Origin of the sequence: Caproiciproducens galactitolivorans (assembly GCF_029266045.1) — a bacterium.
GTDB lineage: Bacteria > Bacillota > Clostridia > Oscillospirales > Acutalibacteraceae > Caproiciproducens > Caproiciproducens galactitolivorans.
The window spans coordinates 15,502-42,090 of record NZ_JAJUFJ010000001.1; the positions used below are offsets into that span (position 1 = coordinate 15,502).

At 48.7% G+C, this 26,589-nt stretch carries 20 protein-coding genes; 19 read left to right on the forward strand and 1 reads right to left on the reverse strand.

Annotated elements, in window-relative coordinates:
* The first annotated feature begins 16 nt into the window (after positions 1–16).
* From prfA to P9B68_RS00090, 6 genes are all read left to right on the forward strand, one after another.
* Complete coding sequence (gene prfA, locus P9B68_RS00065; protein ID WP_135660071.1) at positions 17–1,114, forward strand: peptide chain release factor 1; 1,098 nt, start codon at positions 17–19, stop codon at positions 1,112–1,114.
* Positions 1,114–2,136, forward strand: coding sequence for an L-threonylcarbamoyladenylate synthase (locus P9B68_RS00070; protein WP_277668240.1), 1,023 nt, complete (start codon positions 1,114–1,116; stop codon positions 2,134–2,136). The genes prfA and P9B68_RS00070 overlap by 1 nt, the downstream gene beginning before the upstream one ends.
* A complete protein-coding gene (coaE, locus tag P9B68_RS00075) occupies positions 2,129–2,731 on the forward strand; it encodes a dephospho-CoA kinase (protein ID WP_167875201.1) in 603 nt (200 codons plus the stop codon). Before P9B68_RS00070 ends, coaE begins: the two co-directional genes overlap by 8 nt.
* A complete protein-coding gene (locus tag P9B68_RS00080; protein WP_135660066.1) occupies positions 2,728–3,327 on the forward strand; it encodes a lytic transglycosylase domain-containing protein in 600 nt (199 codons plus the stop codon). The genes coaE and P9B68_RS00080 overlap by 4 nt, the downstream gene beginning before the upstream one ends.
* A complete protein-coding gene (locus tag P9B68_RS00085) occupies positions 3,320–4,729 on the forward strand; it encodes an aminopeptidase (RefSeq protein ID WP_135660064.1) in 1,410 nt (469 codons plus the stop codon). The genes P9B68_RS00080 and P9B68_RS00085 overlap by 8 nt, the downstream gene beginning before the upstream one ends.
* 62 nt (positions 4,730–4,791) lie before the next feature.
* Positions 4,792–5,787 carry a hypothetical protein gene (locus P9B68_RS00090; protein WP_277668241.1) on the forward strand — a complete coding sequence of 332 codons (996 nt, stop codon included), beginning with the start codon at positions 4,792–4,794 and terminating at the stop codon, positions 5,785–5,787.
* A gap of 66 nt (positions 5,788–5,853) precedes the next feature.
* On the opposite strand, the gene pyk is transcribed toward P9B68_RS00090, so the two are convergent.
* Positions 5,854–7,611 (reverse strand): pyruvate kinase, encoded by a 1,758-nt coding sequence (pyk, locus tag P9B68_RS00095; protein WP_277668242.1) that lies wholly within the window; start codon positions 7,609–7,611, stop codon positions 5,854–5,856.
* A gap of 230 nt (positions 7,612–7,841) precedes the next feature.
* Between pyk and P9B68_RS00100 the strand changes: the two genes are divergently transcribed.
* The 13 genes from P9B68_RS00100 (at position 7,842) to tuf (ending at position 26,267) form a co-directional block, all read left to right on the forward strand.
* On the forward strand, positions 7,842–8,654 hold the full coding sequence (locus P9B68_RS00100) for a M15 family metallopeptidase (protein WP_277668243.1): 813 nt from the start codon (positions 7,842–7,844) through the stop codon (positions 8,652–8,654).
* Between the two features lie 106 nt (positions 8,655–8,760).
* Positions 8,761–8,964 carry a 50S ribosomal protein L31 gene (rpmE, locus tag P9B68_RS00105; protein ID WP_135660057.1) on the forward strand — a complete coding sequence of 68 codons (204 nt, stop codon included), beginning with the start codon at positions 8,761–8,763 and terminating at the stop codon, positions 8,962–8,964.
* A 75-nt stretch (positions 8,965–9,039) separates the two neighbouring features.
* Positions 9,040–9,660, forward strand: a complete 621-nt coding sequence (locus P9B68_RS00110; protein ID WP_135660055.1) for a YigZ family protein — start codon at positions 9,040–9,042, stop codon at positions 9,658–9,660.
* A gap of 71 nt (positions 9,661–9,731) precedes the next feature.
* A complete protein-coding gene (locus P9B68_RS00115; RefSeq protein ID WP_135660052.1) occupies positions 9,732–10,727 on the forward strand; it encodes a deoxyguanosinetriphosphate triphosphohydrolase in 996 nt (331 codons plus the stop codon).
* 23 nt (positions 10,728–10,750) lie between these two features.
* On the forward strand, positions 10,751–12,517 hold the full coding sequence (gene dnaG / locus P9B68_RS00120; RefSeq protein WP_277668244.1) for a DNA primase: 1,767 nt from the start codon (positions 10,751–10,753) through the stop codon (positions 12,515–12,517).
* An 11-nt stretch (positions 12,518–12,528) separates the two neighbouring features.
* On the forward strand, positions 12,529–13,623 hold the full coding sequence (gene rpoD / locus P9B68_RS00125; protein WP_135660048.1) for an RNA polymerase sigma factor RpoD: 1,095 nt from the start codon (positions 12,529–12,531) through the stop codon (positions 13,621–13,623).
* A gap of 17 nt (positions 13,624–13,640) precedes the next feature.
* On the forward strand, positions 13,641–14,042 hold the full coding sequence (locus P9B68_RS00130; protein ID WP_277668383.1) for an RrF2 family transcriptional regulator: 402 nt from the start codon (positions 13,641–13,643) through the stop codon (positions 14,040–14,042).
* A 272-nt stretch (positions 14,043–14,314) separates the two neighbouring features.
* A complete protein-coding gene (rpoB, locus tag P9B68_RS00135; protein WP_277668384.1) occupies positions 14,315–18,055 on the forward strand; it encodes a DNA-directed RNA polymerase subunit beta in 3,741 nt (1,246 codons plus the stop codon).
* Positions 18,056–18,073: 18 nt separating this feature from the next.
* Positions 18,074–21,616, forward strand: a complete 3,543-nt coding sequence (gene rpoC / locus P9B68_RS00140; RefSeq protein WP_135660044.1) for a DNA-directed RNA polymerase subunit beta' — start codon at positions 18,074–18,076, stop codon at positions 21,614–21,616.
* 164 nt (positions 21,617–21,780) lie between these two features.
* Positions 21,781–22,209 carry a 30S ribosomal protein S12 gene (rpsL, locus tag P9B68_RS00145; RefSeq protein ID WP_135660043.1) on the forward strand — a complete coding sequence of 143 codons (429 nt, stop codon included), beginning with the start codon at positions 21,781–21,783 and terminating at the stop codon, positions 22,207–22,209.
* Between the two features lie 133 nt (positions 22,210–22,342).
* Complete coding sequence (rpsG, locus tag P9B68_RS00150; protein WP_207669570.1) at positions 22,343–22,813, forward strand: 30S ribosomal protein S7; 471 nt, start codon at positions 22,343–22,345, stop codon at positions 22,811–22,813.
* A 69-nt stretch (positions 22,814–22,882) separates the two neighbouring features.
* Positions 22,883–24,964, forward strand: a complete 2,082-nt coding sequence (gene fusA / locus P9B68_RS00155; RefSeq protein ID WP_277668245.1) for an elongation factor G — start codon at positions 22,883–22,885, stop codon at positions 24,962–24,964.
* A 100-nt stretch (positions 24,965–25,064) separates the two neighbouring features.
* Complete coding sequence (tuf, locus tag P9B68_RS00160) at positions 25,065–26,267, forward strand: elongation factor Tu (protein ID WP_135660039.1); 1,203 nt, start codon at positions 25,065–25,067, stop codon at positions 26,265–26,267.
* Positions 26,268–26,589: the final 322 nt, after the last annotated feature.

Here is a 26,589-nt window from a genome sequence, read left to right on the forward strand (position 1 = left end):
ATTAAGGAGAATAACAATGTTTGAAAATTTAGAAGTGTTTGAGAAACGGTATGAAGAACTGGGGCAAAAGCTCTATGACCCGTCTGTTTTGGCGGATCAGACCACCTATACGGAGTTAATGAAGGAGTATAAAAATATTACTCCGATTGTCGAAAAATACCACGAATATTTGAAAGCGATCCAAACCGTGAAGGATTCAAAGGAACTCTTGGAAGAGAGCGGCTTGGACAGGGAACTGAGGGATATGGCGGAGGAGGAACTGCAAACGGCAAAAGCCGATGTTGAACGGTGCAGCGAGGAACTGAAAATCCTGCTCCTGCCAAGTGATCCGAACGATGAGCGAAATGTTATTGTTGAAATCCGCGGCGGGGCCGGCGGGGAAGAAGCAGCCCTGTTTTCCGCCGTTTTATTCCGTATGTACAGCATGTACGCCGAATCGAGAGGGTGGAAGACGGAAATCCTAAACGCAAACGAAACGGAGCTTGGCGGATTTAAGGAAATCAGCTTTATGATTACCGGGCACGGTGCGTATTCCCGGCTGAAATACGAAAGCGGCGTCCACCGTGTTCAGCGCGTTCCGGAAACAGAAACGCAGGGGCGTGTCCACACTTCCACCTCTACGGTCGCTGTTTTGCCGGAAGCGGAAGAAGTGGAAATTGAAATTAATCCAAAGGATTTGCAGATCGACACCTACCGCTCCAGCGGCGCGGGCGGTCAGCATATTAACAAGACCTCCTCCGCAATCCGCATTACGCATCTGCCCACCGGAACGGTGGTCGAATGCCAGGATGAGCGGAGCCAGTACAAAAACAAGGAAAAGGCGATGCGGGTGCTGCGTTCGCGCCTGTACGAGGCAAAACTGCGGGAGCATGACGCGGCGATTGCTTCCGAGCGCAGGAGCCAGGTTGGTACCGGCGACCGTTCGGAGCGTATCCGGACGTATAACTACCCGCAAGGCAGAATGACCGACCATCGTATCGGTTTGACGCTTTACCGTCTGGACGATATTTTGAACGGTAACCTGGATGAAATTATTGACGCCCTGATTACGGCGGACAGAGCCGCGAAACTGCAAAATACGATTGATAACCAGTCAGAAGAGAGAGATTCATAATGCAAACCCTGCGTTTAAATGCAAATAATCCGGAAGATATTCAAAAAGCCGCTCAAATCCTCCGCGAGGGCGGCTTGGTTGGCATGCCTACGGAAACGGTATACGGGTTAGCGGCAAATGCGCTGGACGGGAAGGCTGTTGCAAAGATTTTCGCTGCAAAGGGAAGACCGATGGACAATCCCCTGATCGTACATATTTCAAAATTCGATCAGCTTTATAAACTGGTCAGAGAAGTTCCGCCGGAGGCGGAAAAGCTCGCACAAGCGTACTGGCCGGGTCCCATGACAATGGTTATGCCGAAAGCAGGCTGTATCCCGGACGAAGTGAGCGCGGGGCTGGAAACGGTGGCGGTTCGGTTCCCGTCGCATCCGGCGGCGCAGGCGCTGATTAGCGCATCCGGCCTTCCGCTTGCCGCGCCTTCCGCAAACCTTTCCGGAAGGCCCAGCCCCACCACCGCGGAGCATGTCCTGCACGACATGGACGGGAAAATCGAGGCTGTTTTGGATGGAGGAGCCTGCGGGGTCGGCGTGGAGTCCACCGTCGTTACGCTCGCCACAAAACCGCCGCGGCTTTTAAGGCCGGGCGGAATCACTTTGGAGCAGCTCCGCGCCGTTCTTGGAGAGGTCGAGATGGACAATGCTGTGCTGAAACCGCTTGCCGAGGGCGTCAAGGCGGCTTCCCCCGGAATGAAGTACAAGCATTATTCACCAAAAGCGAACGTAATCATCATTGACAGCAGTTTTGAAGCATATAAACAGTATGTAAATGCTCATAAGGAAGCGGGAACGGCCGCGCTGTGCTACAGCGGAGAAGCCCCGGAGCTGGAGGTCCCGGTGGTCTGCTACGGAAGGGAAGACGATTACGGCGAGCAGGCGCGGGAGCTTTTCGATGCGCTGCGCAGGCTGGATGAAATCCATGCAAAAACCGTCTATGCGCGATGTCCCGAACCCAAAGGCGTTGGGCTGGCGGTTTACAACCGGCTGATCCGCGCGGCCGGATTTGAGGTGCTTCGTCTTGAGTAAACTGGTGATCGGCCTTACCGGGCCGACCGGAGCGGGGAAATCAACCGTCGCGCAGGCGTTCGAAAGGGCAGGCTGTGAAATCATTGACGCTGATCTGGTTGCCCGGCAGGCGGTAACGGATGAAAAATGTCTGGCGGCTTTAAAAGCCGAATTTGGGAATGATATTGTGCAGGACGGCGTTTTAAACCGTCGTTTGTTGGCACAGCGGGCTTTTTCGAGCGAAAAGGGCGCCGCGAAATTAAATTCGATTACGCATCCCGTCATTATGGGTATGGTCAAGAATCAAATTGCGTCCATCAAAACAAGCGGCGCAAAAGCGGTTGTCCTTGACGCCGCCCTTCTGTTTGAAAGCGGAGCGGATTCGCTGTGCGATACAACGGTTGCCGTTACCGCGCCGGTGGAAATCCGCCTGAACCGCATTATGAACCGGGACGGGATTTCCAAAGAACTGGCTGAAGCGCGTATCGGGGCGCAGAAGGGGAATTCGTATTATAACGAACGCGCACGGTACCGGCTGGACGGTGTCATGAACCGGGATGACATCCAGACGGCGGTCAATCGGCTTTTAGAACAGATCATTGGAGATTATACATGAAACGTTACAAACGAATCCTATTCATCTGCGCCATAGCAGCGGCTTTGCTTCTGCTTGGTTGGTTTTTCTTAAACCGTGAATACAAGTACTTTATGAGAAGTGCTTATCCGCTGAAATATTCGGATATTGTCGCAAAAGAGGCCACGAAAAACCATCTTGACCCGGCCATGGTGTATTCCGTTATCAAAGCGGAAAGCAATTTTGATCCCGACGCGAAATCCCGGGCGGGTGCCATCGGCCTGATGCAGCTTACCCCGGACACGTTCGATTGGTTGCAGACGAAACTGAAAAGCGATGAAAAATATACCGAGAACAATCTGTATTCTCCGGAAATCAACATTCGCTATGGCTGCAAGTTTTTGTCGATTTTGTTCAATAAATACAGCAAGCAGGCAACCGCGCTATGCGCTTATAACGCCGGAATCGGCACGGTAAATGCATGGCTGAAGGATCCGGATATTTCAAAGGACGGCGTTACGCTTGACCAAATTCCTTTTGAAGAGACAAGGAATTATGTCAATATCGTCCTGAAGAATTACGAGAATTATAAAAAGACTTATCAATTTAATGACAAAGGAGAAAGTGTGAATGACTAAGCTTAGCAAGGAAGATGTTAAAAAGATGTCGGAAGAGCTTCTGCTTGACCGCAAAAATCCCTTTTTTAAAGTCGAGGATGAAAAGGTTCGCAAAGCGGATGAATTTTGCGAGGGCTACAAGAAGTTTTTAAACGAGTCCAAAACCGAACGTGAAGCAGTCCGCTTTAGCGTGAAAGCGGCGGAGGCCGCCGGGTTTGTGCCGTTTGATCCTGCGAAAAAATACAATGCAGGAGATAAGGTTTATTACAACAACCGCGGGAAAGCCCTGATTCTTGCGGTAATCGGGAAGAACGGCTGTAAAAACGGTGTCCGTATTGCAGCAGCGCACATCGATTGCCCCCGCCTTGATTTGAAACCGCATCCGCTCTATGAGAAGGATGAAATCGCTTTCTTTAAAACCCATTATTACGGTGGCGTGAAGAAATATCAGTGGACGGCCATCCCCCTTGCCATGCACGGCCTTGCGGTGCTGAAAGACGGTACGCCGATGGAAATCTGTATTGGGGAAGAGGAAGGCGATCCGCAGTTCTGCATTACCGACCTTCTCCCGCATTTAAGCGCAGAGCAATATGAAAAGAAGCTTTCCAAAGCGATCGAAGGGGAAAATCTGAATATCGTAGTGGGAAGCCGCCCGGTTGTATCCGACGAAGGCGACGATTTATTTAAGCTGAATGCCATGAGGCTGATTCATGACAAATACGGCATGACAGAGGAAGACTTTGTTTCCGCCGATATTGAGTTTGTTCCGGCGTTCAAAGCAAGGGATATCGGTTTTGACCGCAGCATGATCGGTTCCTACGGCCACGATGACAGGGTCTGTGCCTATCCGGCAATCATGGCGGCACTAGATTTACAGGCCCCGGAGAATACGGTGCTTACTGTTCTGGCCGATAAGGAGGAAATCGGCAGCGACGGCAATACCGGTTTAAACTCCCGGTTTATGCAGTATTTTATTTCGGATCTGGCAAGAGCGGAAGGGTTGGAGCCGCAGCATGTTTTAAGTAAGTCCAAATGCCTTTCTGCGGACGTGACGGCCGCTTATGACCCGACCTATTCTAGTGTATATGAACCGAACAATTCCTGCTATATCAATAATGGCATTGGAATGGCCAAATATACCGGCTCCAGAGGAAAGAGCGGTTCTAGTGAAGCGTCGGCGGAATTCGTTGCGGAAATCCGCCGGCTGTTTGAGGCTAACGGCGTTCTCTGGCAGATTGGCGAGCTGGGCAAGGTTGATGCCGGCGGCGGCGGAACCGTTGCCCTGTGCATAGCAAGTCTGAATGTTGATGTTCTGGACGTCGGCGTTCCGGTCCTGTCGATGCATTCTCCTTTTGAAATCGTATCGAAGCTGGACGTTTACATGACCTATCTTGGCATCCGGGCTTTTTATGAGGCAAAATAAAAAGCAATAAAGAAATCGTGCCGGCACTTTGCCCGGCCCGTTGAATTGAGGGAGGAATCACGATGCGTTTTCCGAAGTTATTCAGCACAAAGGGACCGGGCAAAAAATGTGCGGCACTATTTTTATCCCTGTGCACGGTATTCTTTACTGCCTGCAATTCGGCCCCTAATCCGGGAAAGCCCGAATCGGCTTCTTCCGGCATTTCCGCAGGCCGTTCGAGCAATGCGGCCGCGCTTGAGTCCCAAGCATCGGGGAATACAGATAATATAGAGAACAATCTAAACATAATTTTATCGTCCCCGAAAGAAAGTTCCAATCCGGCTGATTATATTAACGCGCACCAAAAGGAATATGAGAATATCATCAAATCAGGGGACGATGCGCTTTTCTATTTGCTGAATGAATTTAAGGAAGGACGAGCCGAAGGGCTGCGCGGCGAGGTGATGAAAGCCATCTGTGTGGAACTGCTGGGCGCGAAAAACAATGTTCCCGAAGGCAGTTATCATACGGCGCAGGAATGGTACGAAAAACTGCAGCCGCTAAATCCGCTTCCAATGCCGAAAGCCGTCTATTGGGAAACCGGCGACCCCGATTATGATTTCATGTATGCTTCTTTAATTGAACGGTATTCGAAAAATGAGGAGGATACGGTTACCATCTTCGCTCCTGTTCTTTACGGAAGCGACAAGAAAGGTGAAACAACAAAGCTGTTTGCAACGGTGTGTATGCAGGACTTCCGAGTGCTTGGCGACACGATTTTTGAAACGGGCGGAGCGGTTCTTCCGGTGGCAATTACTGCTGTGGAAAGCGGCGGCACAATAAAATGCACGGATATTGCACAGGCGAAGGATGGCGGCTATTTTGCTTCGTCCATTCGCGATTTCTGCGGAACGCATAAAGATATTGCGGAAGAGATGATTTCACGCTATTCAAAGGAAAATTATCAGGCTCTTATTAAAAAGAATTTGCAAACGTATCTGAAAGCCGTCAATATTAGTCCAAAATATTACAGCAATACCGTCGAAAAGATGGCCTTTGCGGATTATTTGAAGAAATAAAAAAACGCAAAAAGGCTTGGTTCCGCACATGAACAGAACCAAGCCTTTTGTAAACCGGAACAGGAATCAGACCCCGCATTTTTCTTTTCCGCTGAACACAATTGCCCGGGCGGCGTCAAGCGTAACCGTTGTGCCGCTTTTTAAAATTTGTGTGGCGTGTTCCGCGGCGACAATCACCGGCTTGTCCAAAGCTAGGCCGACGATTGCGGCATGGGAATTCATGCCGCCGTTTTCGGTGATAATGCCGGATGCTTTTTTAATAATGTTCAGGATTCGATTGCTTGTCTGCGGGATGACAAGAATATCCCCTTCTTTAAAGGTTTTTATAGCGGTATCTTCATCCTTGCAAACGCAGAGGTTTCCGCAGACGGCACCTTTTGTTACCCCGATACCGGAGACAAGCACGTCGCCGACCAGATGAACCTTTAGCAGGTTGGTTGTTCCCGAAATCCCAAGCGGGACGCCGGCGGTAATAACAACCAGGTCGCCGTTTTTCAAAAGCCCCTTGCTACGCGCAACGTCCACCACATGGTCGAACAGCTCGTCGGTGTTATCCTTTTCGTCTACCAAAATCGGAACTACGCCCCAGGACAGATTCATCTGGCGCTGAACGGTTTCGTCGGTTGTGCCGCTGATAATCGGGCATTCCGGGCGGTATTTTGAAATCATACGGGCGGTTCTTCCCGACTTGGATACGGTGATGATAGCTACCGCACCCAAATCCTGCGCGGTCGTGCAGGTTGCGTGGGAAATCGCAGAGGTAACATTCGGCAGTTCGGTAAAATCCCGCTTCCGAAAACGGGATTGATAATCAATATCCCGCTCCGTGCGTTCCGCAATCGTGGCCATCATTCTCAGCGCGGCGATCGGGTATTTGCCGGCGGCGGTTTCACCGGAAAGCATAATTGCGCTTGTGCCGTCATAAATTGCATTGGCAACATCGGAGGTTTCGGCGCGGGTAGGACGTGGGTTTTTCATCATGGAATCCAGCATCTGTGTCGCGGTAATCACCTGTTTGCCGGCGTTGTATCCTTTTTTGATTAATTTCTTTTGTATAACCGGGACTTCCTCCAGCGGAATTTCAACGCCGAGATCCCCGCGGGCAACCATGATGCCGTCAGAAACGCGGATAATTTCGTCAATATTATCCACTCCCTCGGAATTTTCAATTTTTGCAATAATGCGGATTTTATGGCAATTATGTTTTTCCAGCTCTGTGCGCAAATCCAGAATGTCTTGGGCGCTGCGCGTAAAGGAAGCGGCGATGAAATCGAAATCCTCTTTTACGGCAAAGGCAATGTCTTCCTTGTCCTTTTCGCTGATAAACGGCAGGGATAATTTGCTGCCGGGCACATTGATGCCCTTGTGTGCGGAAACATCGCCGCCGTTGATTACGGTGCAGTAGATATCGGTGTCCGTACGTGATTCCACTTTCAATTCAATCAAACCGTCGTCAATCAGAATTTTTGCACCGGGAACAACCTCCTGCGGAAGGTGGTCAAAGGTAACGGAGGCAATCGTTTCGTTTCCGACAATATCTCGGTTTGTAAGGGTGAATTTATCGCCGGCATTTAGTGTGACTTTTGGTTTGCTGAACTCTTTCAGCCGGATTTCCGGGCCTTTGGTATCCAGCAGAAGAGCCACCGGAAGCCCAAGCTCGCTGCGCAGCTTTTTAACCGCATCTGCCCGCACTTTCTGCTCGGCAGCAGTTTGGTGCGAAAAATTTAATCGGGCGACGTCCATTCCGGCAAGCATAAGCTGGCGGAGAACGTCCCCGTTATCCGTTGCAGATCCAAGAGTGCATATGATTTTTGTTTTTCTCAAGAGGCACACCCCAATCTATATAAATAAAAAACCTTACCCAGTTTATATGATATTACATTTTGCTATATAAATCAAATATATTGGAACATATTGTATAGAAATCTGAAAAGAAGAAACCAGTTGAATTTATTTGATGGAAGATATACAATAAAATAAGAATTAAAGGGAAAACGGGGAAAGTAGTCTCCGTTTGTTATTAAATAGGGAATGTTTAGGGAGGAAAATTATTCGTGCGTAAACGCGGGGAAAAGATCGTGAAACGCCGTACCGGCTGGTATAAGGCAAACGAAGTGAGAAGAATTAAAATTATGATGTCCGTTATAGCCGTAACGCTTTGTGTCTCGGTTGCGGCAGGAGCGGTTCTGTTCTGGGTTGAAGTGAAACAGCCGTTCAGCAAACCGGCTTCCGCCAGTATTGCGGAAAGTTCAAAAAGTGCATCTTCAAACAGGGAATTGCCTGTTTACGATAATTCCTATAATTTACTGGTCGTAAATTCGTCGAACGGCCTTAAATCCGATTTTCGTGTTCAGTTAGAAGACTTTAACGGCGTGAAAGTGGATTCAAAAATCGTTCCCGCCCTGAAAAAGATGATAGAAGATGCCAAGGCAGACGGCTGTGCATTAAAGCTTACAAAGGGCTACGTTGCAACCGAGGAACAGGAACGCCTTTATAATGCCGCGGTGCAGGATCTGATGAAAAAACAGGGCTATTCGCAGGTGCGGGCACAAAATGAAGTGCAAAATACGATTGGCCGCGGCGGCTATAATGAAAACCAGACTGGGATGGCCGTTGAATTTACCGCCGAGGGTCTTCCCGAAAACGGCGATTTCACCACGACGAAAGAATATAAATGGCTGTTGAAAAACAGCGTACAGTATGGCTTTATCCTTCGTTACCCAGAGAACAAGGCTTCCTTAACCGGAATGGCTTTTAATCCCCGTCATTTTCGCTACGTAGGAACGGCGAACGCGGTGAAGATGCGTGAATATTCGATGTGCCTGGAAGAATACGCAACGTATATGAGTCAGCAGGCTCCTAGGTAATCCATAAGAATTATTCCCGCAAATCGGATATTTTACTTGCATTTTATTGCTTGCTATGGTAGAATTCTAATGTTAAGTTGCAGTATTATTGAAAGAGGTGACAGGAATGAAGGAAAATATACATCCAGCGTATAAAGAGACAACAATCACTTGCGCCTGCGGAAATGTTATTAAAACAAAATCCACGAAGGAGAATATCCGCGTTGAAATATGCTCCAAGTGCCACCCGTTCTTCACGGGTAAGCAAAAGCTTGTTGATACAAGTGGACGTGTTGACATGTTTAAGAAACGTTACGGTATGGACAAGTAATTGTTCTTTTGCTCTCGTTGGATTTTAGGCGGTGCAGTTTTCTGCGCCGCTTATTTTATTGCAAAGGGAGGAGCCATGATTGAGTATCGGACCGTTGCAGGCGAAGCCTGCGCGGAATTTATGGAGAAACATTCCCGCTTTATCGGTTATGCAAAACCTGTTCAGAGTGAAGAAGAAGCCGTTTCCTTTATCCGTTCCATAAAATCAAAGCATTGGGACGCAACACATAATGTGTATGCTTATTCCGTGCGAGCCGGACAGGCCCAAAGATACTCGGACGACGGGGAACCGCAGGGCACAGCGGGAATCCCGGTGCTGGACGTTATCCGAAAGTCCGGCGTAACGGATACGGTTATTGTTGTTACCCGTTATTTCGGCGGAATCCTGCTTGGCGCGGGCGGTTTGGTCCGCGCCTATTCGCACGGTGCTTCCCTTGCGCTTGAAAAGGCGAAAATCATTACTATGCGCACTTGTGTGACCGCGGAGGTATGCTGTGACTACAGCCGGTACGGCCGGTTGAGCGCGTTAATTCCCGAATGCGGCGGGACCATTGACGATACGGAGTTTACGGATGAAGTGAAGATCCTTTTTCATATGAGCGACATTACCTTGCCGACTTTCGAACAAAAACTTGCCGATATTACGTGCGGGCAAAGCAAAATTATCATTACCGGAGAAAAGTTTTTTGAAATTTAATTAAGAAATGCAGGAAATTTGTATTATTCTGCGTATATCTTAATTGAAGCATGAAAACAGGTGGTGATATTATGACGGTTCGTGAGCGGACGCAGACAATAGAGGAGCAGACTTTGTCGCCCTATGCGGCACTCTCGAAGAATACGCTGGGCAGAGATACCCCGGAAGAGGAATGTACGCTGAGGACGCCCTATCAGCGCGATAGGGACAGAATCCTTCATTGCAAATCCTTTCGGCGCTTAAAGCACAAAACACAGGTTTTCCTTTCACCGGAGGGTGACCATTACCGGACGCGCCTGACGCATACGCTGGAGGTTTCCCAGATCGCGCGCACCATTGCAAGGGCGCTGCGCCTGAATGAGGATTTAACCGAGGCAATTTCTCTCGGCCATGATTTGGGACATACCCCATTCGGGCATGCCGGTGAGCGCGCGTTGAACGATTTAATGGAAGGCGGCTTTCGGCATTACGAGCAAAGTGTGCGGATCGTTGAAAAGCTGGAGAAATCCGGAGCCGGGCTGAACCTGACAAAAGAGGTGCGCGACGGGATCCTTTGCCACACGAAGGGTACGGAGGCAATGACGCTGGAGGGCAGGGTGGTACGCCTGGCGGATCGAATTGCCTACATCAATCACGATATTGATGACGCGGAACGGGCCGGGGTGCTGCATGAAAAGGATATCCCAAGGGAAATTACGTCTGTTTTAGGCGGACGCAGGTCGGAGCGAATAGATACGCTGGTTCATTCCCTAGTGGAAAACAGCCTTGACGGCAGAATACGGATGGATCCGGAGATACAGGAAGCTTTTGACAAGCTCTATGATTTTATGTTTGAATATGTATACTTGAATTCTTACGCGAAAGCGGAAGAGAAAAAGGTTCCGAACCTGATCGGTGCGCTTTTTGATTATTTGCGCAAGCCCGAAAATCTTCCGGATGATATGCGGAGAATTGCCGAACAGGACGGAATAGAGCGGGCGGCCTGCGATTATATTGCGGGTATGACCGATCATTTTGCACTTGAGTTATTCCAGGATATTTATGTGCCGAAGTCCTGGAATATTTAATTATCATAAAAAGGGGTGACGGCATGCCATTGCCGGAAGCTTTTATGCAGGAATTAAAAGCGCGCAATGATATTGCGGAAGTAGTCGCTTCCTATGTAAATCTGAGGCACAGCGGAAGAACATACGTCGGGCTTTGTCCTTTTCATATGGAAAAGACGCCGTCTTTCAACGTTTATTCGGACAACGGTTCCTTTTACTGCTTTGGCTGCGGGGCGGGCGGCGACGTCATTACATTCATCCGCCGAATCGAAAATTTAGATTACATGGAGGCGGTCCGTTTCCTGGCGCAGCGCGCCGGAATCCCGGTGCCGGAAAACAACGTGGACGATGGGATGCGCAGGCTGAAGGCGCGAATCTTGGAAATTAACCGCGAAGCCGCTCGATTTTTCTACGCTACTCTGAATTCGAAAGAAGGGGCGGAGGGGATGGAATACCTGCGACGGCGTGCTTTAACGCCGCAGACCATCCGGCACTTCGGGCTTGGATGGGCGCCCGCTTCCCGTTATTCGCTTACACGGTATCTTGCCCAAAAGGGATTTACGCAAGAGGAAATGGTGTTGGCGAACGTTGCCTTTAAAGGGAGGAGCGGGCAGATCATCGACCGCTTTGCTTCCCGGGTAATGTTTCCGATCATTGATTTACGGGGAAATGTGGTTGCTTTCGGCGGCCGTATTTTAACGGACGCGAAGCCCAAATATTTGAATACATCGGATACGCCGGTGTTTAATAAGGGGAATTTTTTATTTGCGCTGAATTTCGCGAAAAACAATGCAAACGGGCAGCTGATTTTGTGCGAAGGCTATATGGATGTCATCTCCATGCATCAGGCGGGATTTACAAATGCCGTTGCAACGCTCGGAACGGCGCTGACCCCCTCGCAGGCAAGGCTGATGGCCCACTATGCCACAGAGGTGGTCCTTTCTTACGACGCGGATGAAGCCGGGCAGAAGGCGACCAGCCGGGCGATCCCCATTCTGCGGGACGCCGGCCTTTTGGTGAAGGTTCTTACGATTGCAGGAGGCAAGGATCCGGACGAATACCTTCGTACAAACGGGAAAAATGGATATATAAAATTTAAGCAGCTTTTGGAAGCCTGCGGAAATGATGTAGAGTACCGGTTGCAAAAGATCAGGCAGAGCAGCAATCTGCAAAGCGCGCAGGGGCGAGTCGCTTATCTTACGGGAGCCTCCACCGTCCTTTCCACTTTGGAAAATGAGGTGGAACAGGAAGTCTATGCGGGGAAGCTGGCGGAAGAGACGGGCGTGGAACGCTCTGCGATTATGCAGCTGGTGAAAAGGGAAAGCGAAAAGCGGAAGAAAAACCGTGAACGGAAGGAGTTCAAGGCTTTTCAGCAGCAGTCGGCCGGGATACGCGATAGCATCAATCCCGAAAAAGCACAGAATTTGCGTGCCGCAAGCGCGGAAGAGGCGCTGATCGCGTATATTGTGCAATACCCGGAGAACGCTAAGGATATACTGGAAAGGTTACCCTCCGAAAAATTCATTACGGCGTTTAACCGTCGTGTATATCGGACAATAATGGATAGAATGAAAGATGAAAAGGCAATTAGCCTTACAGATATATCGGAAGACTTTTCTGTCGAGGAGATCTCCTCTATATCGAAGATTCTCGCCAAATTTCACGATGTTTCCGTCACAAAAAAGGACGCGCAGGAATATATTGACGTGATTGAACAAGAATATGAAAAAATACGTATAGAAAAAGCAAAATCAGCAGAACCACAGGATATACAGGAATATTTGCAGAAACTGAGGTCACAGAAAAAATAGGGGGATTCAATATGGGAGCACCGGATAAAAAAACAGCAATCAGGGAATTGATTGAGCAGGGGAAAAGCAAGGGACAGCTTTCCACGAAGGAAATTTTAGACGCGATTGGGGAACTGGACTTTGAACCGGAACAAATCGAAAAATTTTATGATACCCTGGAAGCACAGGGCGTAGAGATTATTGAAGATTTTGTCGACACGTCTCTCGACGATCTTGACTTTAATTCCCAGATTGATGAAAATGAAGATCTCGAATCCGCCCTCAGCACAGAGGGAATCGCGATTGATGATCCGGTTAAGGTTTATTTGAAGGAAATCGGACGTGTTCCGCTTCTTTCGCCGGAAGAGGAAATTGATCTGGCAATCCGGATATCCGACGGAGACGAGGCCGCAAAGAAACGCCTGTCCGAAGCAAACCTTCGCCTGGTCGTCAGCATCGCGAAGCGCTATCTTGGGCGTGGCATGCAGTTCCTCGATTTGATCCAGGAAGGGAATCTCGGCCTGATTAAGGCGGTTGAAAAATTTGATTATTCAAAGGGGTTTAAATTTTCCACCTATGCCACATGGTGGATTCGTCAGGCGATTACCCGCGCCATCGCGGATCAGGCAAGGACAATCCGTATCCCGGTGCATATGGTGGAAACCATTAATAAGGTGAAAAAGGTTTCCAGCCAGCTTTTGCACACAAACGGCCACGAACCTACTGCGGATGAGATTTCCGCTGAATTGGACATGCCTGTCGATAAGGTGCGTGAAATCATGCGGGTGGCGCAGGAACCGGTTTCCCTTGAAACGCCGATCGGAGAGGAAGAGGACAGCCACCTTGGTGACTTTATTCCTGACGACGACGCTCCGGCTCCGGCGGACGCCGCTTCACATACGCTTTTGAAGGAACAGCTTGCGGATGTGCTCGATACGCTTACCCCGCGTGAGGAAAAGGTTCTCCGTCTCCGCTTCGGCCTTGAAGACGGCCGTTCCCGCACACTAGAAGAGGTTGGTAAGGAATTTAACGTCACCCGTGAGCGAATCCGCCAGATTGAAGCGAAAGCCCTGCGTAAGCTTCGCCATCCGAGCCGCAGCAAAAAGCTCAAAGATTTCTTGGATTAGGGGTGACGTAAGTGGTCATGACACTTGAAGCCGACTATGCGGTGCGGATTGTGGAGCTGCTGGCGGTTTCCAGCGAAAAAATAGATGCAAAAACAATTTCCGAACAGGCTCATGTGCCGCTGCGGTTTGCGCTGAAAATCCTGCGTAAGATGGTGGCGGACGATTTGATCGTTTCTTACAAGGGAGCGCACGGCGGGTACAAATTGGCGCGCGAGCCCGGGAAAATTACCCTTCGTCAGGTGATCGAATCCGTTGAGGGACCATATATGATCAGCCGCTGCCAGCAGGATAAATATGCCTGCACACATACAACAAGCTGCCGCTTTCATCAGATTTATGGCGAAATTTCCGATCTTGTTAGAGCAAAGCTCGAATCGTATACATTTGATTCCCTAGGCGGCAAAGATGAAAAAGAATAAATGAACATAAAAAAGCCGACGAATCCGTCGGCTTTTTAAATTTACAGAAATTTTAGCAAATAAAACTTGACAAACACAATATATTGTTATAAAATAATATACTGCATCATCATGGAAACATATACTCATATCCATCTTGGACTATAATATCACAAACGATGAAAAAAGGCAAGAGTATATCACAAAAGCTTCAAAAATCAATGGTTGATGCAATTTTTTTGTGCTTAATTTATGCCGCGGATGGTAAATATATGAATGGAGTGATTGAGCCAATGGTGAATGTCAAACCGGTGCAAGTAGGCAAAAATGTTCGCATGAGCTTCGCGCGTATTGATGAAGTTTTGGACATGCCAAATCTAATCGAGGTACAGAAGAATTCCTACAAATGGTTTCTTGAAGAAGGCCTCAAAGAGGTTTTTAGGGATGTTTCCGGAATTACAGATTATACGGGCAATCTCGTGCTGGACTTTGTGGATTACAAACTGGACGACGATAAACCGAATTACAGCGTAGAAGAGTGTAAAGAGCGCGACGCTACTTATGCTGCGGCTCTAAGGGTTACCGCCCGCCTGCTCAACAAGGAAAGCGGTGAAATAAAAGAATCCGAAGTCTTCATGGGTGATTTCCCGCTTATGACGGATAGCGGCACTTTTGTCATTAATGGCGCAGAGCGTGTTATTGTTTCCCAATTGGTTCGTTCACCGGGCGTTTATTATAAAATGGAATACGATAAAACTGGAAAGGAACTTTTCAGTTCGACCGTTATTCCAAACCGCGGAGCATGGCTTGAATACGAAAACGATGCAAACGATGTTTTTTATGTTCGTATCGATAAGAACAGGAAAATACCGGTAACCGTGTTTATCCGTGCGCTCGGTCTTGGTACGGATGAAGAAATCCGCGAATATTTCGGGGATGACGACCGCATCAATGCAACCATTGAAAAGGATCCCTGCAAAAATATGGAGGAAGCCCTTTTTGAAGTATACAGAAAATTAAGACCGAGCGAACCGCCGACCATTGAAAGCGCACAGTCGCATATCAACGGCCTATTTTTTGACGCCCGGCGTTATGACCTTTCCCGTGTGGGGCGTTATAAATACAATAAGAAACTGAATTTGGCAGGACGGATTACCGGTCAGAAGCTGTCCCGCCCGATTGTAAATCCGCTTACCGGCGAGCTCATGGCTGAAGCCGGCGAAATCGTTTCCCACGAAAAGGCGCAGCAGATTGACGATGCGGGTGTTTCCGTTGTTTATGTGAATGTGAATGAGCGCGAAGTTAAGGTCATTTCCAATGGGATGGTTGACATTAATAAATTCGTTAACTTTGACGCGATTGAAGAATGCAATATCAAGGAAAGGGTTCGTTTTAGCGTTCTGGTTGACATTCTGAATTCCTGCTCTACAGATGAGGAGATAAAAGAAGCAATTAAGACTAGAGTGGATGAACTCATTCCAAAGCACATTATTATTGATGATATTTTTTCATCGATTAACTATATGAACTGCCTTGCGATGGGTCTTGGCAACGTTGACGATATCGACCATTTGGGCAACCGCCGTATCCGTTCCGTCGGTGAGCTGCTTCAGAATCAGTTCCGCATTGGTTTCTCCCGTCTAGAGCGTGTTATTCGTGAAAGAATGACTTTACAGGCGCAGGATCTTGAAGTTCTGACTCCTCATTCCTTAATTAATATCCGGCCTGTTGTGGCGGCGATCAAAGAATTCTTCGGTTCTTCACCGCTGTCGCAGTTCATGGATCAGACAAATCCGCTTGCCGAGCTTACGCATAAGCGCCGTCTTTCTGCTTTGGGTCCCGGCGGCTTGTCTAGAGACCGCGCCGGATTCGAAGTCCGTGACGTTCACTACAGCCACTATGGCCGTATGTGCCCTATCGAAACACCTGAAGGCCCGAATATCGGTTTGATTTCCTATCTTGCAACTTTTGCAAGAATTAATGAATATGGTTTTATTGAAGCACCGTTCCGCCGCGTGGACAAAAAGACCGGCCGCGTAACAGACGAGGTTGTTTATATGACGGCGGATGTAGAGGACGATTATATTGTTGCACAGGCGAACGAACCCCTTGACGAGGAAGGCCGTTTTAAAAATTCCAAGGTTAATTCCCGTTACCGCGATGAATTTCTTGAAATTGAACGTGAAAAAGCGGACTATATGGACGTGTCGCCTCGTATGGTTGTTTCCGTTGCTACGGCAATGATTCCGTTCCTTGAAAACGATGACGCGAACCGTGCCCTGATGGGTTCCAACATGCAGCGGCAGGCTGTTCCGCTTCTTAGGACAGAAGCGCCGATTGTTGGTACCGGCATGGAATACAAGGCTGGTGTGGACTCTGGCGTATGCGTTATTGCCAAACACTCCGGCGTTGTTTCCAGCGTGAGCGCGGATGAAATCCGGATTACCTGCGACGATGGCACGGTGGACACGTACCATATTATTAAGTTTATGCGTTCCAACCAGGGGACATGTATTAATCAGGTTCCGATCGTAGACGTAAACCAGAGAGTGGAAGCCGGTTCCGTTATTGCCGACGGTCCGGCGACCAAGGATGGAGAAATCAGCCTTGGCAAAAATGCTTTGATCGGGTTTATGACATGGGAAGGCTATAACTATGAGGATGCGGTTCTGATTAGTGAAAAAATTGTACGCGACGACGTTTATACTTCCATTCATATTGAGGAATATGAGATTGAAGCCAGAGACACGAAGCTGGGGCCGGAAGAAATCACACGCGATATTCCGAACGTGAATGAAGACCTTCTGCATGATTTGGACGAAAACGGCATTATCCGCATCGGTGCGGAAGTACGTGCCGGCGATATCCTTGTCGGAAAAGTAACACCGAAGGGCGAAACGGAGCTGACCGCAGAAGAGCGCCTGCTGCGCGCGATCTTTGGAGAGAAGGCCAGAGAGGTGAGGGATACATCCCTTCGCGTACCGCACGGCGAATACGGTATCGTTGTCGATGTAAAAGTATTTACCCGCGAGAACAGCCACGACGAATTAAGCCCGGGTGTCAATAAGGTTGTTCGCTGCTATATTGCACAGAAACGCAAGATTTCCGTCGGTGATAAAATGGCCGGCCGCCACGGTAACAAAGGTGTTGTTTCCCGTATTCTTCCTGTGGAAGATATGCCGTATCTGCCGGACGGCACGCCGCTTGATATCGTTTTAAACCCGTTGGGCGTTCCTTCCCGTATGAACATCGGCCAGGTGCTGGAGGTTCATCTGGGCTACGCCGCGAAAGCGCTGGGCTGGAAGATTATGACCCCAGTATTCGACGGTGCTCATGAAGATGACATCGTTGAGTGCTTTAAAATGGCCGGTATCAGTGAAGACGGCAAAACCATTCTGAGGGACGGCCGTACCGGAGAATTCTTCGATAATCCGGTTACCGTTGGCATTATGTATTACCTTAAATTGCACCACCTTGTTGATGATAAGATCCACGCGCGTTCAACCGGTCCGTATTCTTTGGTTACGCAGCAGCCTCTGGGCGGCAAGGCGCAGTTTGGCGGCCAGCGTTTCGGCGAAATGGAAGTTTGGGCGCTGGAAGCTTACGGTGCCGCTTATACTCTGCAAGAAATCCTTACGGTGAAATCCGACGACGTTGTTGGCCGTGTCAAGACCTATGAATCCATTGTGAAAGGCCAGAATATTCCGAAGCCGGGCGTTCCGGAATCCTTTAAGGTTCTTATTAAGGAACTCCAATCCCTTGGTCTTGATGTCAAAGTGCTGAATAAGGATAACGAGGAAATTGATTTGAAACAGAATTTTGACGATGAAGACGATATCGGCTTCAATCCTACTGAGGAGAACTTCGACGAACCCAACGTCGCAGACGATCTGGAAGGGTATTCCGTTGAGGAGTCAGAAGAGGACGAAAGCCTGTTTGACGACGCGGACGATTATGTCGATGTAGACGGCGATGATGAATTTGATAGGGATGAACCCTTTGACCTTAATTCTGACAGCGGCGATGAAATATAAAGAGAATGGGGTTGCAATATGGAATTTAATGAATTTGAATCAATTAAGATCGGACTTGCTTCACCGGAAAAAATAAGAGAATGGTCTCATGGCGAGGTAAAAAAGCCGGAAACAATAAATTATCGTACCCTGAAGCCGGAACGCGACGGACTTTTCTGCGAGCGCATTTTCGGGCCTCAGAAAGACTGGGAATGCCATTGCGGAAAATATAAGAGAATCCGTTATAAGGGCAAGATTTGTGAACGCTGCGGCGTTGAAGTAACGCGGGCAAAGGTTCGCCGCGAACGCATGGGCCATATTGAACTTGCCGCCCCGGTTTCGCATATCTGGTATTTTAAGGGCATTCCTTCCCGAATGGGTTTAATATTAGATATTTCGCCCCGTATGCTGGAAAAAGTGCTGTACTTTGCACTATATATTGTAACCGATCCCGGAAATGTTCGTGAATTGCAGAAGAAGCAGCTTCTCAATGAGAAGGAATACCGCGACATGCGTGAAAAATACGAGGACGATTTTGAAGCCGGGATGGGTGCGGAAGCAATTAAAAAGCTTCTGGCGGAAATCGATCTGGATCAGGTTTCCGAGGAATTGAAGGGCGAACTTCAGAACGCTTCCGGTCAAAAACGCGTGCGTATTTTAAAACGCCTGGAAGTCGTTGAAGCCTTCCGCCTTTCCGGGAACCGCCCGGAATGGATGATTCTCGATGTCGTTCCGGTTATTCCGCCGGATATTCGCCCGATGGTTCAGCTCGACGGCGGCCGTTTCGCGACCTCCGACTTAAACGACCTTTACCGCCGCGTTATTAACCGTAATAATCGTCTGAAAAGGCTTTTGGAATTAGGTGCTCCGGACATTATTGTCCGCAATGAAAAGCGCATGCTGCAGGAAGCTGTTGACGCATTAATCGACAACGGCCGCCGCGGCAGGCCGGTAACCGGCCCGAACAACCGCCCGTTAAAGTCCCTTTCCGATATGCTGAAGGGCAAGCAGGGGCGTTTCCGCCAGAACCTTTTGGGCAAACGTGTTGACTATTCCGGCCGTTCCGTTATCGTTGTCGGCCCTGAGCTAAAGATGTACCAATGCGGTCTCCCGAAGGAAATGGCGCTGGAGCTGTTTAAGCCGTTTGTCATGAAGCGGCTGGTGGAAACCGGTGCGGCAGGAAACATTAAAGCGGCAAGAAAAGCGGTTGAGCGCGCAAAACCGGAAGTTTGGGACGCGCTTGAAGTTGTGATCAAAAACCACCCGGTTCTGTTAAACCGCGCGCCTACGCTGCACAGATTGGGTATTCAGGCGTTTGAGCCTGTGCTGGTAGAAGGCCGCGCATTAAAGCTTCATCCGTTGGCCTGTACAGCTTATAACGCGGACTTCGACGGTGACCAGATGGCTGTTCACGTTCCGCTTTCCGCGGAAGCGCAGGCAGAGGCTCGTTTCCTGATGCTGGCTGCCGGTAACCTTTTGAAGCCTTCCGACGGCCGCCCGGTTACCGTACCGACGCAGGACATGGTACTGGGTTCCTATTACCTTACCCTTGAGAAAGACGGCGAACCCGGAGAAGGAAAAATCTTCCGGGATTACAATGAAGCCATTATGGCGTATGACGCTAAGATTGTTGGGCTTCACGCGAAAATTAAGGTTCGCAGAACACTTGAAATAAACGGTAAGAAGGTTTCTAGGCTGGTTGAAACGACCGTCGGCCGTATGATCTTCAACCGTCCGATCCCACAGGATCTTGGATTTGTCGACCGTACCAACCCTGATAATCTCTTTAAGTTTGAGATCGATTTCCTTGTCGGGAAAAAGCAGCTCGGGCAGATTATTGATCGCTGCATTAAGAAGCACGGAACGGCACAAACGGCAGACGTTCTGGATAGTGTAAAGGCACAGGGCTATAAGTATTCTACCCTGAGCGCGATTACGGTTGCCGTTTCGGATGCAACGATTCCGCCTGAAAAGAAAGATATTATCAATGCTGCCGAAAAGAAAATTGACGTGATTTACGACCAGTTTAAGAACGGTTTGCTTTCCGACGGTGAGCGTTACAATGCGGTTCTGAACACATGGTCAAAAGCTACGGAAGATGTTTCCGTCGCTCTGCAGAAAAACCTGGATCGCTATAATCCGATCTTCATGATGGCGGATTCCGGCGCCCGTGGTTCCATGAGCCAGATCCGTCAGCTTGCCGGTATGCGCGGACTGATTGCAAATACATCCGGTAAAACCATTGAAATTCCAATTCGTGCGAACTATCGTGAAGGCCTGAATATTTTGGAATACTTTATTTCGTCCCGTGGTGCCAGAAAGGGTCTTGCCGATACCGCTCTCCGTACGGCGGACTCCGGTTATCTAACCCGCCGTCTGGTCGATGTTTCACAGGACGTGATTATCCGTGAAGAAGACTGCGGCGCGACGGATGGACTGGAAGTCTACGATATCCGCGAGGGCAAGGAAGCTATTGAGTCCCTGCATGAACGTCTTCTCGGCAGGTATCTTGTGGAAGACTTCGTCGATGAAAAGACTGGTGAGGTTCTTGTTTCCAAGGATAAGCTGATGGATGATCACGATGCGGATATCATCGTCAACCACGGCGTAGAGCGTATTAAGATCCGTTCGGTACTGAACTGCTGTGCGAAGCACGGCGTCTGCAAGAAGTGCTACGGCGCGAACCTTGCGAACGGTCAGACCGTTTCCGTGGGTGAGGCTGTCGGTATTATCGCGGCTCAGTCCATCGGTGAGCCGGGTACGCAGTTGACCATGAGAACCTTCCATACCGGCGGTGTCGCCAGTTCGGAGGATATTACACAAGGTTTGCCTCGTGTTGAGGAGCTGTTTGAAGCACGTAAGCCGAAGCATCTGGCCATTATCAGCGAGATTGCCGGTACGGTGTCCTTCGAGGAAGTCAAGAAGAACCGCCACGTTGTTGTTACAAACCATGAAACGGGCGAATCGAAATCTTACCTTGTTCCTTTTGGCTCCCGCATTATTGTTTCGGAGGGCCAGCAGATAAAGGCGGGAACCAGAGTCACCGAAGGTTCCGTAAATCCGCACGATGTCCTTGCCATCAGCGGCACCCACGCCGTTCAGGACTACCTGATTGAGGAAGTGCAGCGCGTTTACCGTATGCAGGGTGTTGATATAAACGATAAGCATATTGAGGTTATTGTGCGCCAGATGATGAAAAAGGTGAAGATCGAAGATTCCGGCGATACAACCCTGCTGCCGAGCTCGCTTGTTGAGAAGAGCGAGCTGGAGGCGGAAAACCAGATCATCCGCGACCGCATTAAGGCGGGCGAAACCGACCTGCGCGAAGCAACGGAAACGCCTGTCCTGCTTGGTATTACCAAGGCTTCCCTTGCGACGGATTCCTTCCTGTCTGCCGCTTCCTTCCAGGAGACAACCCGCGTGCTGACCGATGCCGCTATTAAAGGCAAGGTTGACCCGCTGCTCGGTCTGAAAGAGAATGTCATTATCGGTAAGCTGATCCCGGCTGGAACCGGTATGAAATGCTACAGCGATGTGGACATCAAGCCCGTAAATGAAGACTTGACAAGCGACGCTGTGTAGGATTATAATACTAAAATGTGATGATTTGCTAATTGAAGGCTTAATTCCTATCCGGAGCTCTGCTTTCGGATAGGATTAAGTTGTTTAAAGATTAATTTGTTGTTACGCCGGATATACTATATATCCGCTTAACATATTAGAAATTTGAAGTGAGGAGGTGTCTTATGCCAACATTTAACCAGTTAGTCCATACGGGTAGGGAAGTTGCTGTATCCAAAGCAAAGGCTCCTGCGCTTTTAAAGGGATGGAACTCCAAGAAGCGTGTTGCCATCAATCAGAATTCCCCCCAAAAGCGTGGTGTGTGCACAACTGTTAAGACTGCTACGCCGAAAAAGCCGAACTCCGCTTTAAGAAAAATCGCCAGAGTCAGGCTTTCCAACGGGATTGAAGTTAGTGCTTACATTCCCGGAGTCGGCCACAATCTTCAGGAGCACAGCGTCGTTATGATCCGCGGCGGCCGTGTTAAGGATCTGCCTGGTGTGCGTTATCACATTATTCGTGGTACCCTTGATGCACAAGGTGTTGCACAGCGTATGCAGGCCCGTTCAAAGTACGGCGCAAAGCGTCCGAAAGCCGGCGCAGCAAAAAAATAAGGTAGTTTAAATTGACAGAAACCGAACGGCTGCAAAGCGGCGTTCTTTATATATAAAGACGCCTCTGAATGGCCACGGGGGTTTGTCGCTTTCGAGTACCTATGATATCATTCATGTGAAGGAGGGAAGTAAAGTGCCAAGAAGAGGTAATATTGCAAAGCGTGATGTTTTACCAGATCCGGTTTACAATTCAAAGCTTGTAACACGTCTTGTTAATAATGTTATGATCGACGGGAAGAAGGGTGTAGCCCAGAAAATCGTATACGGTGCATTTGACATTATCAGCGAGAAGACAGGGAAAGATCCTTTGGAGGTTTTCGAGGCAGCAATGGAGAATATTATGCCGTCTCTCGAAGTAAAGGCCCGCCGTGTCGGCGGCGCTACCTATCAGGTTCCGATTGAGGTTCGCCCTGAAAGAAGACAGACATTAGGTTTACGTTGGATGACCAACTATTCAAGACTTAGATCTGAAAAGACGATGAAAGAAAGACTTGCAGGTGAAATTCTTGATGCTGTAAATGGTGCTGGCGGCGCCGCAAAGAAGCGTGAAGATACGCATAAAATGGCGGAAGCCAATAAGGCATTTGCACATTACAGATGGTAATTGACCTTGCGGGTCAGATACCGGAAGTAATGTACAAATTCCAACGTTCCATACTTTAAGGAGGAAACTATGCCAAGGCAGGTACCACTTGAATTAACCCGCAATATAGGCATCATGGCTCACATTGATGCCGGTAAAACTACTACCACCGAACGTATCCTGTACTATACAGGAATTAACCATAAGATTGGCGAAACGCATGAAGGTACTGCAACTATGGACTGGATGGTGCAGGAGCAGGAAAGAGGTATTACCATTACTTCTGCCGCGACTACCTGCTTTTGGAAAGGCCATAGAATCAATATCATCGACACACCGGGTCACGTTGACTTTACAGTAGAAGTTGAGCGTTCCCTTCGTGTTCTTGACGGTTCTGTAACCGTATTCTGTGCCAAGGGCGGCGTTGAGCCGCAGTCTGAAACCGTATGGCGCCAGGCTGAGGAATATCATGTTCCGCGTATGGCTTACGTGAATAAGATGGACATCATGGGCGCGGATTTTTATCGTGTTGTCCAGATGATGAAGGATCGTCTGCAGTGTAACGCTGTTCCGATTCAGCTTCCGATCGGTTCCGAGGATTCCTTTAAAGGAATCATTGACTTGGTTGAAATGAAGGCCGACGTATATTACGACGACATGGGCAAGGATATGAAAGTAGAGGATATCCCTGAGGATATGCTCGAACTTGCCAATAAATACCACACAGAACTGATTGAGAATGTTGCTGAACAGGACGACGCTCTGATGGAGAAGTACCTGAATGGCGAGACCCTTACAAAGGAAGAAATTGTAAAAACCATTCGCAAAGCGACCATTGCGAACCGCATGGTTCCGGTTTGCTGCGGAACCTCCTACAGAAATAAGGGCGTTCAGAAACTCTTGGATGCAATCGTTGATTACATGCCCGCGCCGACAGACATTCCGGCGATCAAGGGTACGGATCCGGAAACCGGCGAAGAATCCGACTGCCATGCTTCGGATGAAGAACCGTTTGCGGCTTTGGCATTCAAGATTGCAACGGATCCGTTTGTGGGAAAGCTTTGCTTCTTCCGTGTATATTCCGGTAAGATTGCTGCGGGTTCAACTGTTTACAACTCAACAAAAGGAAAAAGCGAAAGACTCGGCCGAATCCTTCAAATGCACGCAAATCATCGTCAAGATATCGATACAGTTTATGCGGGAGATATCGCGGCTGCCGTAGGCCTTAAAAATACGACGACCGGCGATACGCTCTGCGATGAGAAGCGTCCGATTATTTTGGAATCCATGGAATTCCCTGAGCCGGTTATTGAAATCGCAATTGAGCCGAAAACAAAAGCCGGTCAGGAAAAAATGGGTATTGCGCTTGCAAAGTTGGCGGAAGAAGATCCAACCTTCAGAGCTTATACGCAGGAGGAAACCGGTCAAACCATTATCGCCGGCATGGGTGAGTTGCATCTGGAAATCATTGTTGACAGACTGATGCGTGAATTCCATGTGGAAGCAAATGTCGGTAAGCCGCAGGTATCTTATAAAGAGACGATTCGCGGCAATGCGGATGTCGAAACGAAATATGCACGTCAGTCCGGCGGTCGTGGCCAGTACGGACACGTTAAAATTCGTATTGAACCGAATCCCGGCAAAGGTTATGAATTTGTCAACGCAATTGTCGGCGGTGCGATTCCGAAGGAATACATCCCGGCGGTTGACATGGGTATTCAGGGTGCTATGCTTTCCGGCGTACTTGCAGGATATCCGGTAGTTGACGTAAAGGTAACTCTTTACGATGGTTCTTTCCACGAAGTCGACTCCTCTGAAATGGCGTTTAAGATCGCTGGTTCCATGGCCTTTAAAGAGGCAATGAAGAAAGCAGATCCGGTTATTTTGGAGCCGATCATGAAGGTTACCGTTACTGTACCGGAGGAGTACATGGGCGACGTTATCGGCGACCTGAACTCCCGCCGTGGTATGATCGAAGGCATGGACGCTGTTTCCGGTGCACAGCAGATTCGTGCAAACGTTCCGCTTTCCGAAATGTTTGGCTATGCGACCGATTTACGTTCCAAAACACAGGGCAGAGGCCAGTTTGTTATGGAACCGGCTACTTCGATGGAAGTGCCGAAGTCGATCTCCGAAAACATTATTTCTGCTAGAAACAAAAAGTCCGAATAACTTATAAAATATGCTTGATTTTTCTCATTGTTATGATAAAATGATATGCATAGTTTAATGGTAAAATTATTGTCTGTAAAAATAAAAAGGAGGAATTCCAATGGCAAAAGCAAAATTCGACAGATCCAAACCCCACGTAAATATTGGTACAATTGGCCACGTTGACCATGGTAAGACCACATTGACTGCTGCTATCACAAAGGTTCTTAACTTTAGCGGCGAAGCTGATTTCGTTGATTACGCAAATATTGATAAGGCTCCTGAAGAGAGAGAGCGTGGTATCACAATCAACACATCTCACGTTGAGTATCAGACAGCTGCCCGCCACTATGCCCACGTTGACTGCCCCGGCCATGCTGACTACGTTAAGAACATGATCACCGGTGCTGCTCAGATGGACGGTGCAATCCTTGTTGTTTCTGCTGCTGACGGCCCGATGCCGCAGACCAGAGAGCACATCCTGCTCGCTCGTCAGGTTGGCGTTCCGTACATCGTTGTATTTATGAACAAGGTTGATCAGGTTGATGATCCGGAACTTCTTGATCTTGTTGAGATGGAAATCCGTGACCTCCTGAATGAATACGAATTCCCGGGCGATGACACACCGATTATTCGTGGTTCCGCTTTGGTTGCTCTTGAATCAAAGTCTACGGATCCGAATGCTGAGGAATACAAATGCATCAAGGATTTGATGGATGCTGTTGACAAATTCATTCCGACCCCGGATCGTAAGTCCGATCTGCCTTTCCTTATGCCTGTTGAAGACGTCTTCACAATTACCGGACGCGGCACAGTTGCAACCGGTAGAGTTGAGCGTGGTATGGCAAAGGTTGGCGAAGAAGTTGAAATTATCGGTCTTACCGAAGAGCGTAAGAAGTCTGTTATTACAGGCCTTGAAATGTTCAGAAAGACCCTTGATTTCGCTGAGGCTGGCGATAACGTTGGTGTTCTGCTCCGTGGTATCCAGAGAACTGAAATTGAGCGCGGCCAGGTTCTTGCAAAGCCGGGCACAATTAATCCACATACCAAATTCCGTGGTCAGGTTTATGTTCTGACGAAGGAAGAAGGCGGACGTCATACTCCGTTCTTCAATAACTATCGTCCGCAGTTCTATTTCAGAACCACAGACGTTACTGGTGTTATTTCTCTTCCAGAAGGCACAGAAATGTGTATGCCTGGCGATAACGTTGAAATGGATGTTGAATTGATTACCCCGATCGCTATTGAAGAGGGTCTCCGTTTCGCTATTCGTGAAGGCGGTCACACAGTTGGTTCCGGTGTTGTTACAAAGATTAACGGCTAAGCGATTTTGCTTACAGAAAGGCCTTGTCCCTTTTGGGATAGGGTCTTTTTTTCATATGTTTATAGTACCCGGGTTTGTCATGTATTCATTGCAAGGTGTAAGTTGCTTGTTTTTCGGCAGTCCGAAGGCCTTGATTTGTCATTTACATGTGGAGCCTTAAGAGTGATCCATAGAATTTAAATGAGCCGGAGAAAATATCATGCGGAAGACCTCTAAGTGAAGGTTGCCGCAGTATATTACGAGATTAGTCCGAATCGATAAAGTTAGCCCTTTCGGAATGAAGGTTTTTTAAGTCTCCGCTATATTAAGAGTACGGTCTTTT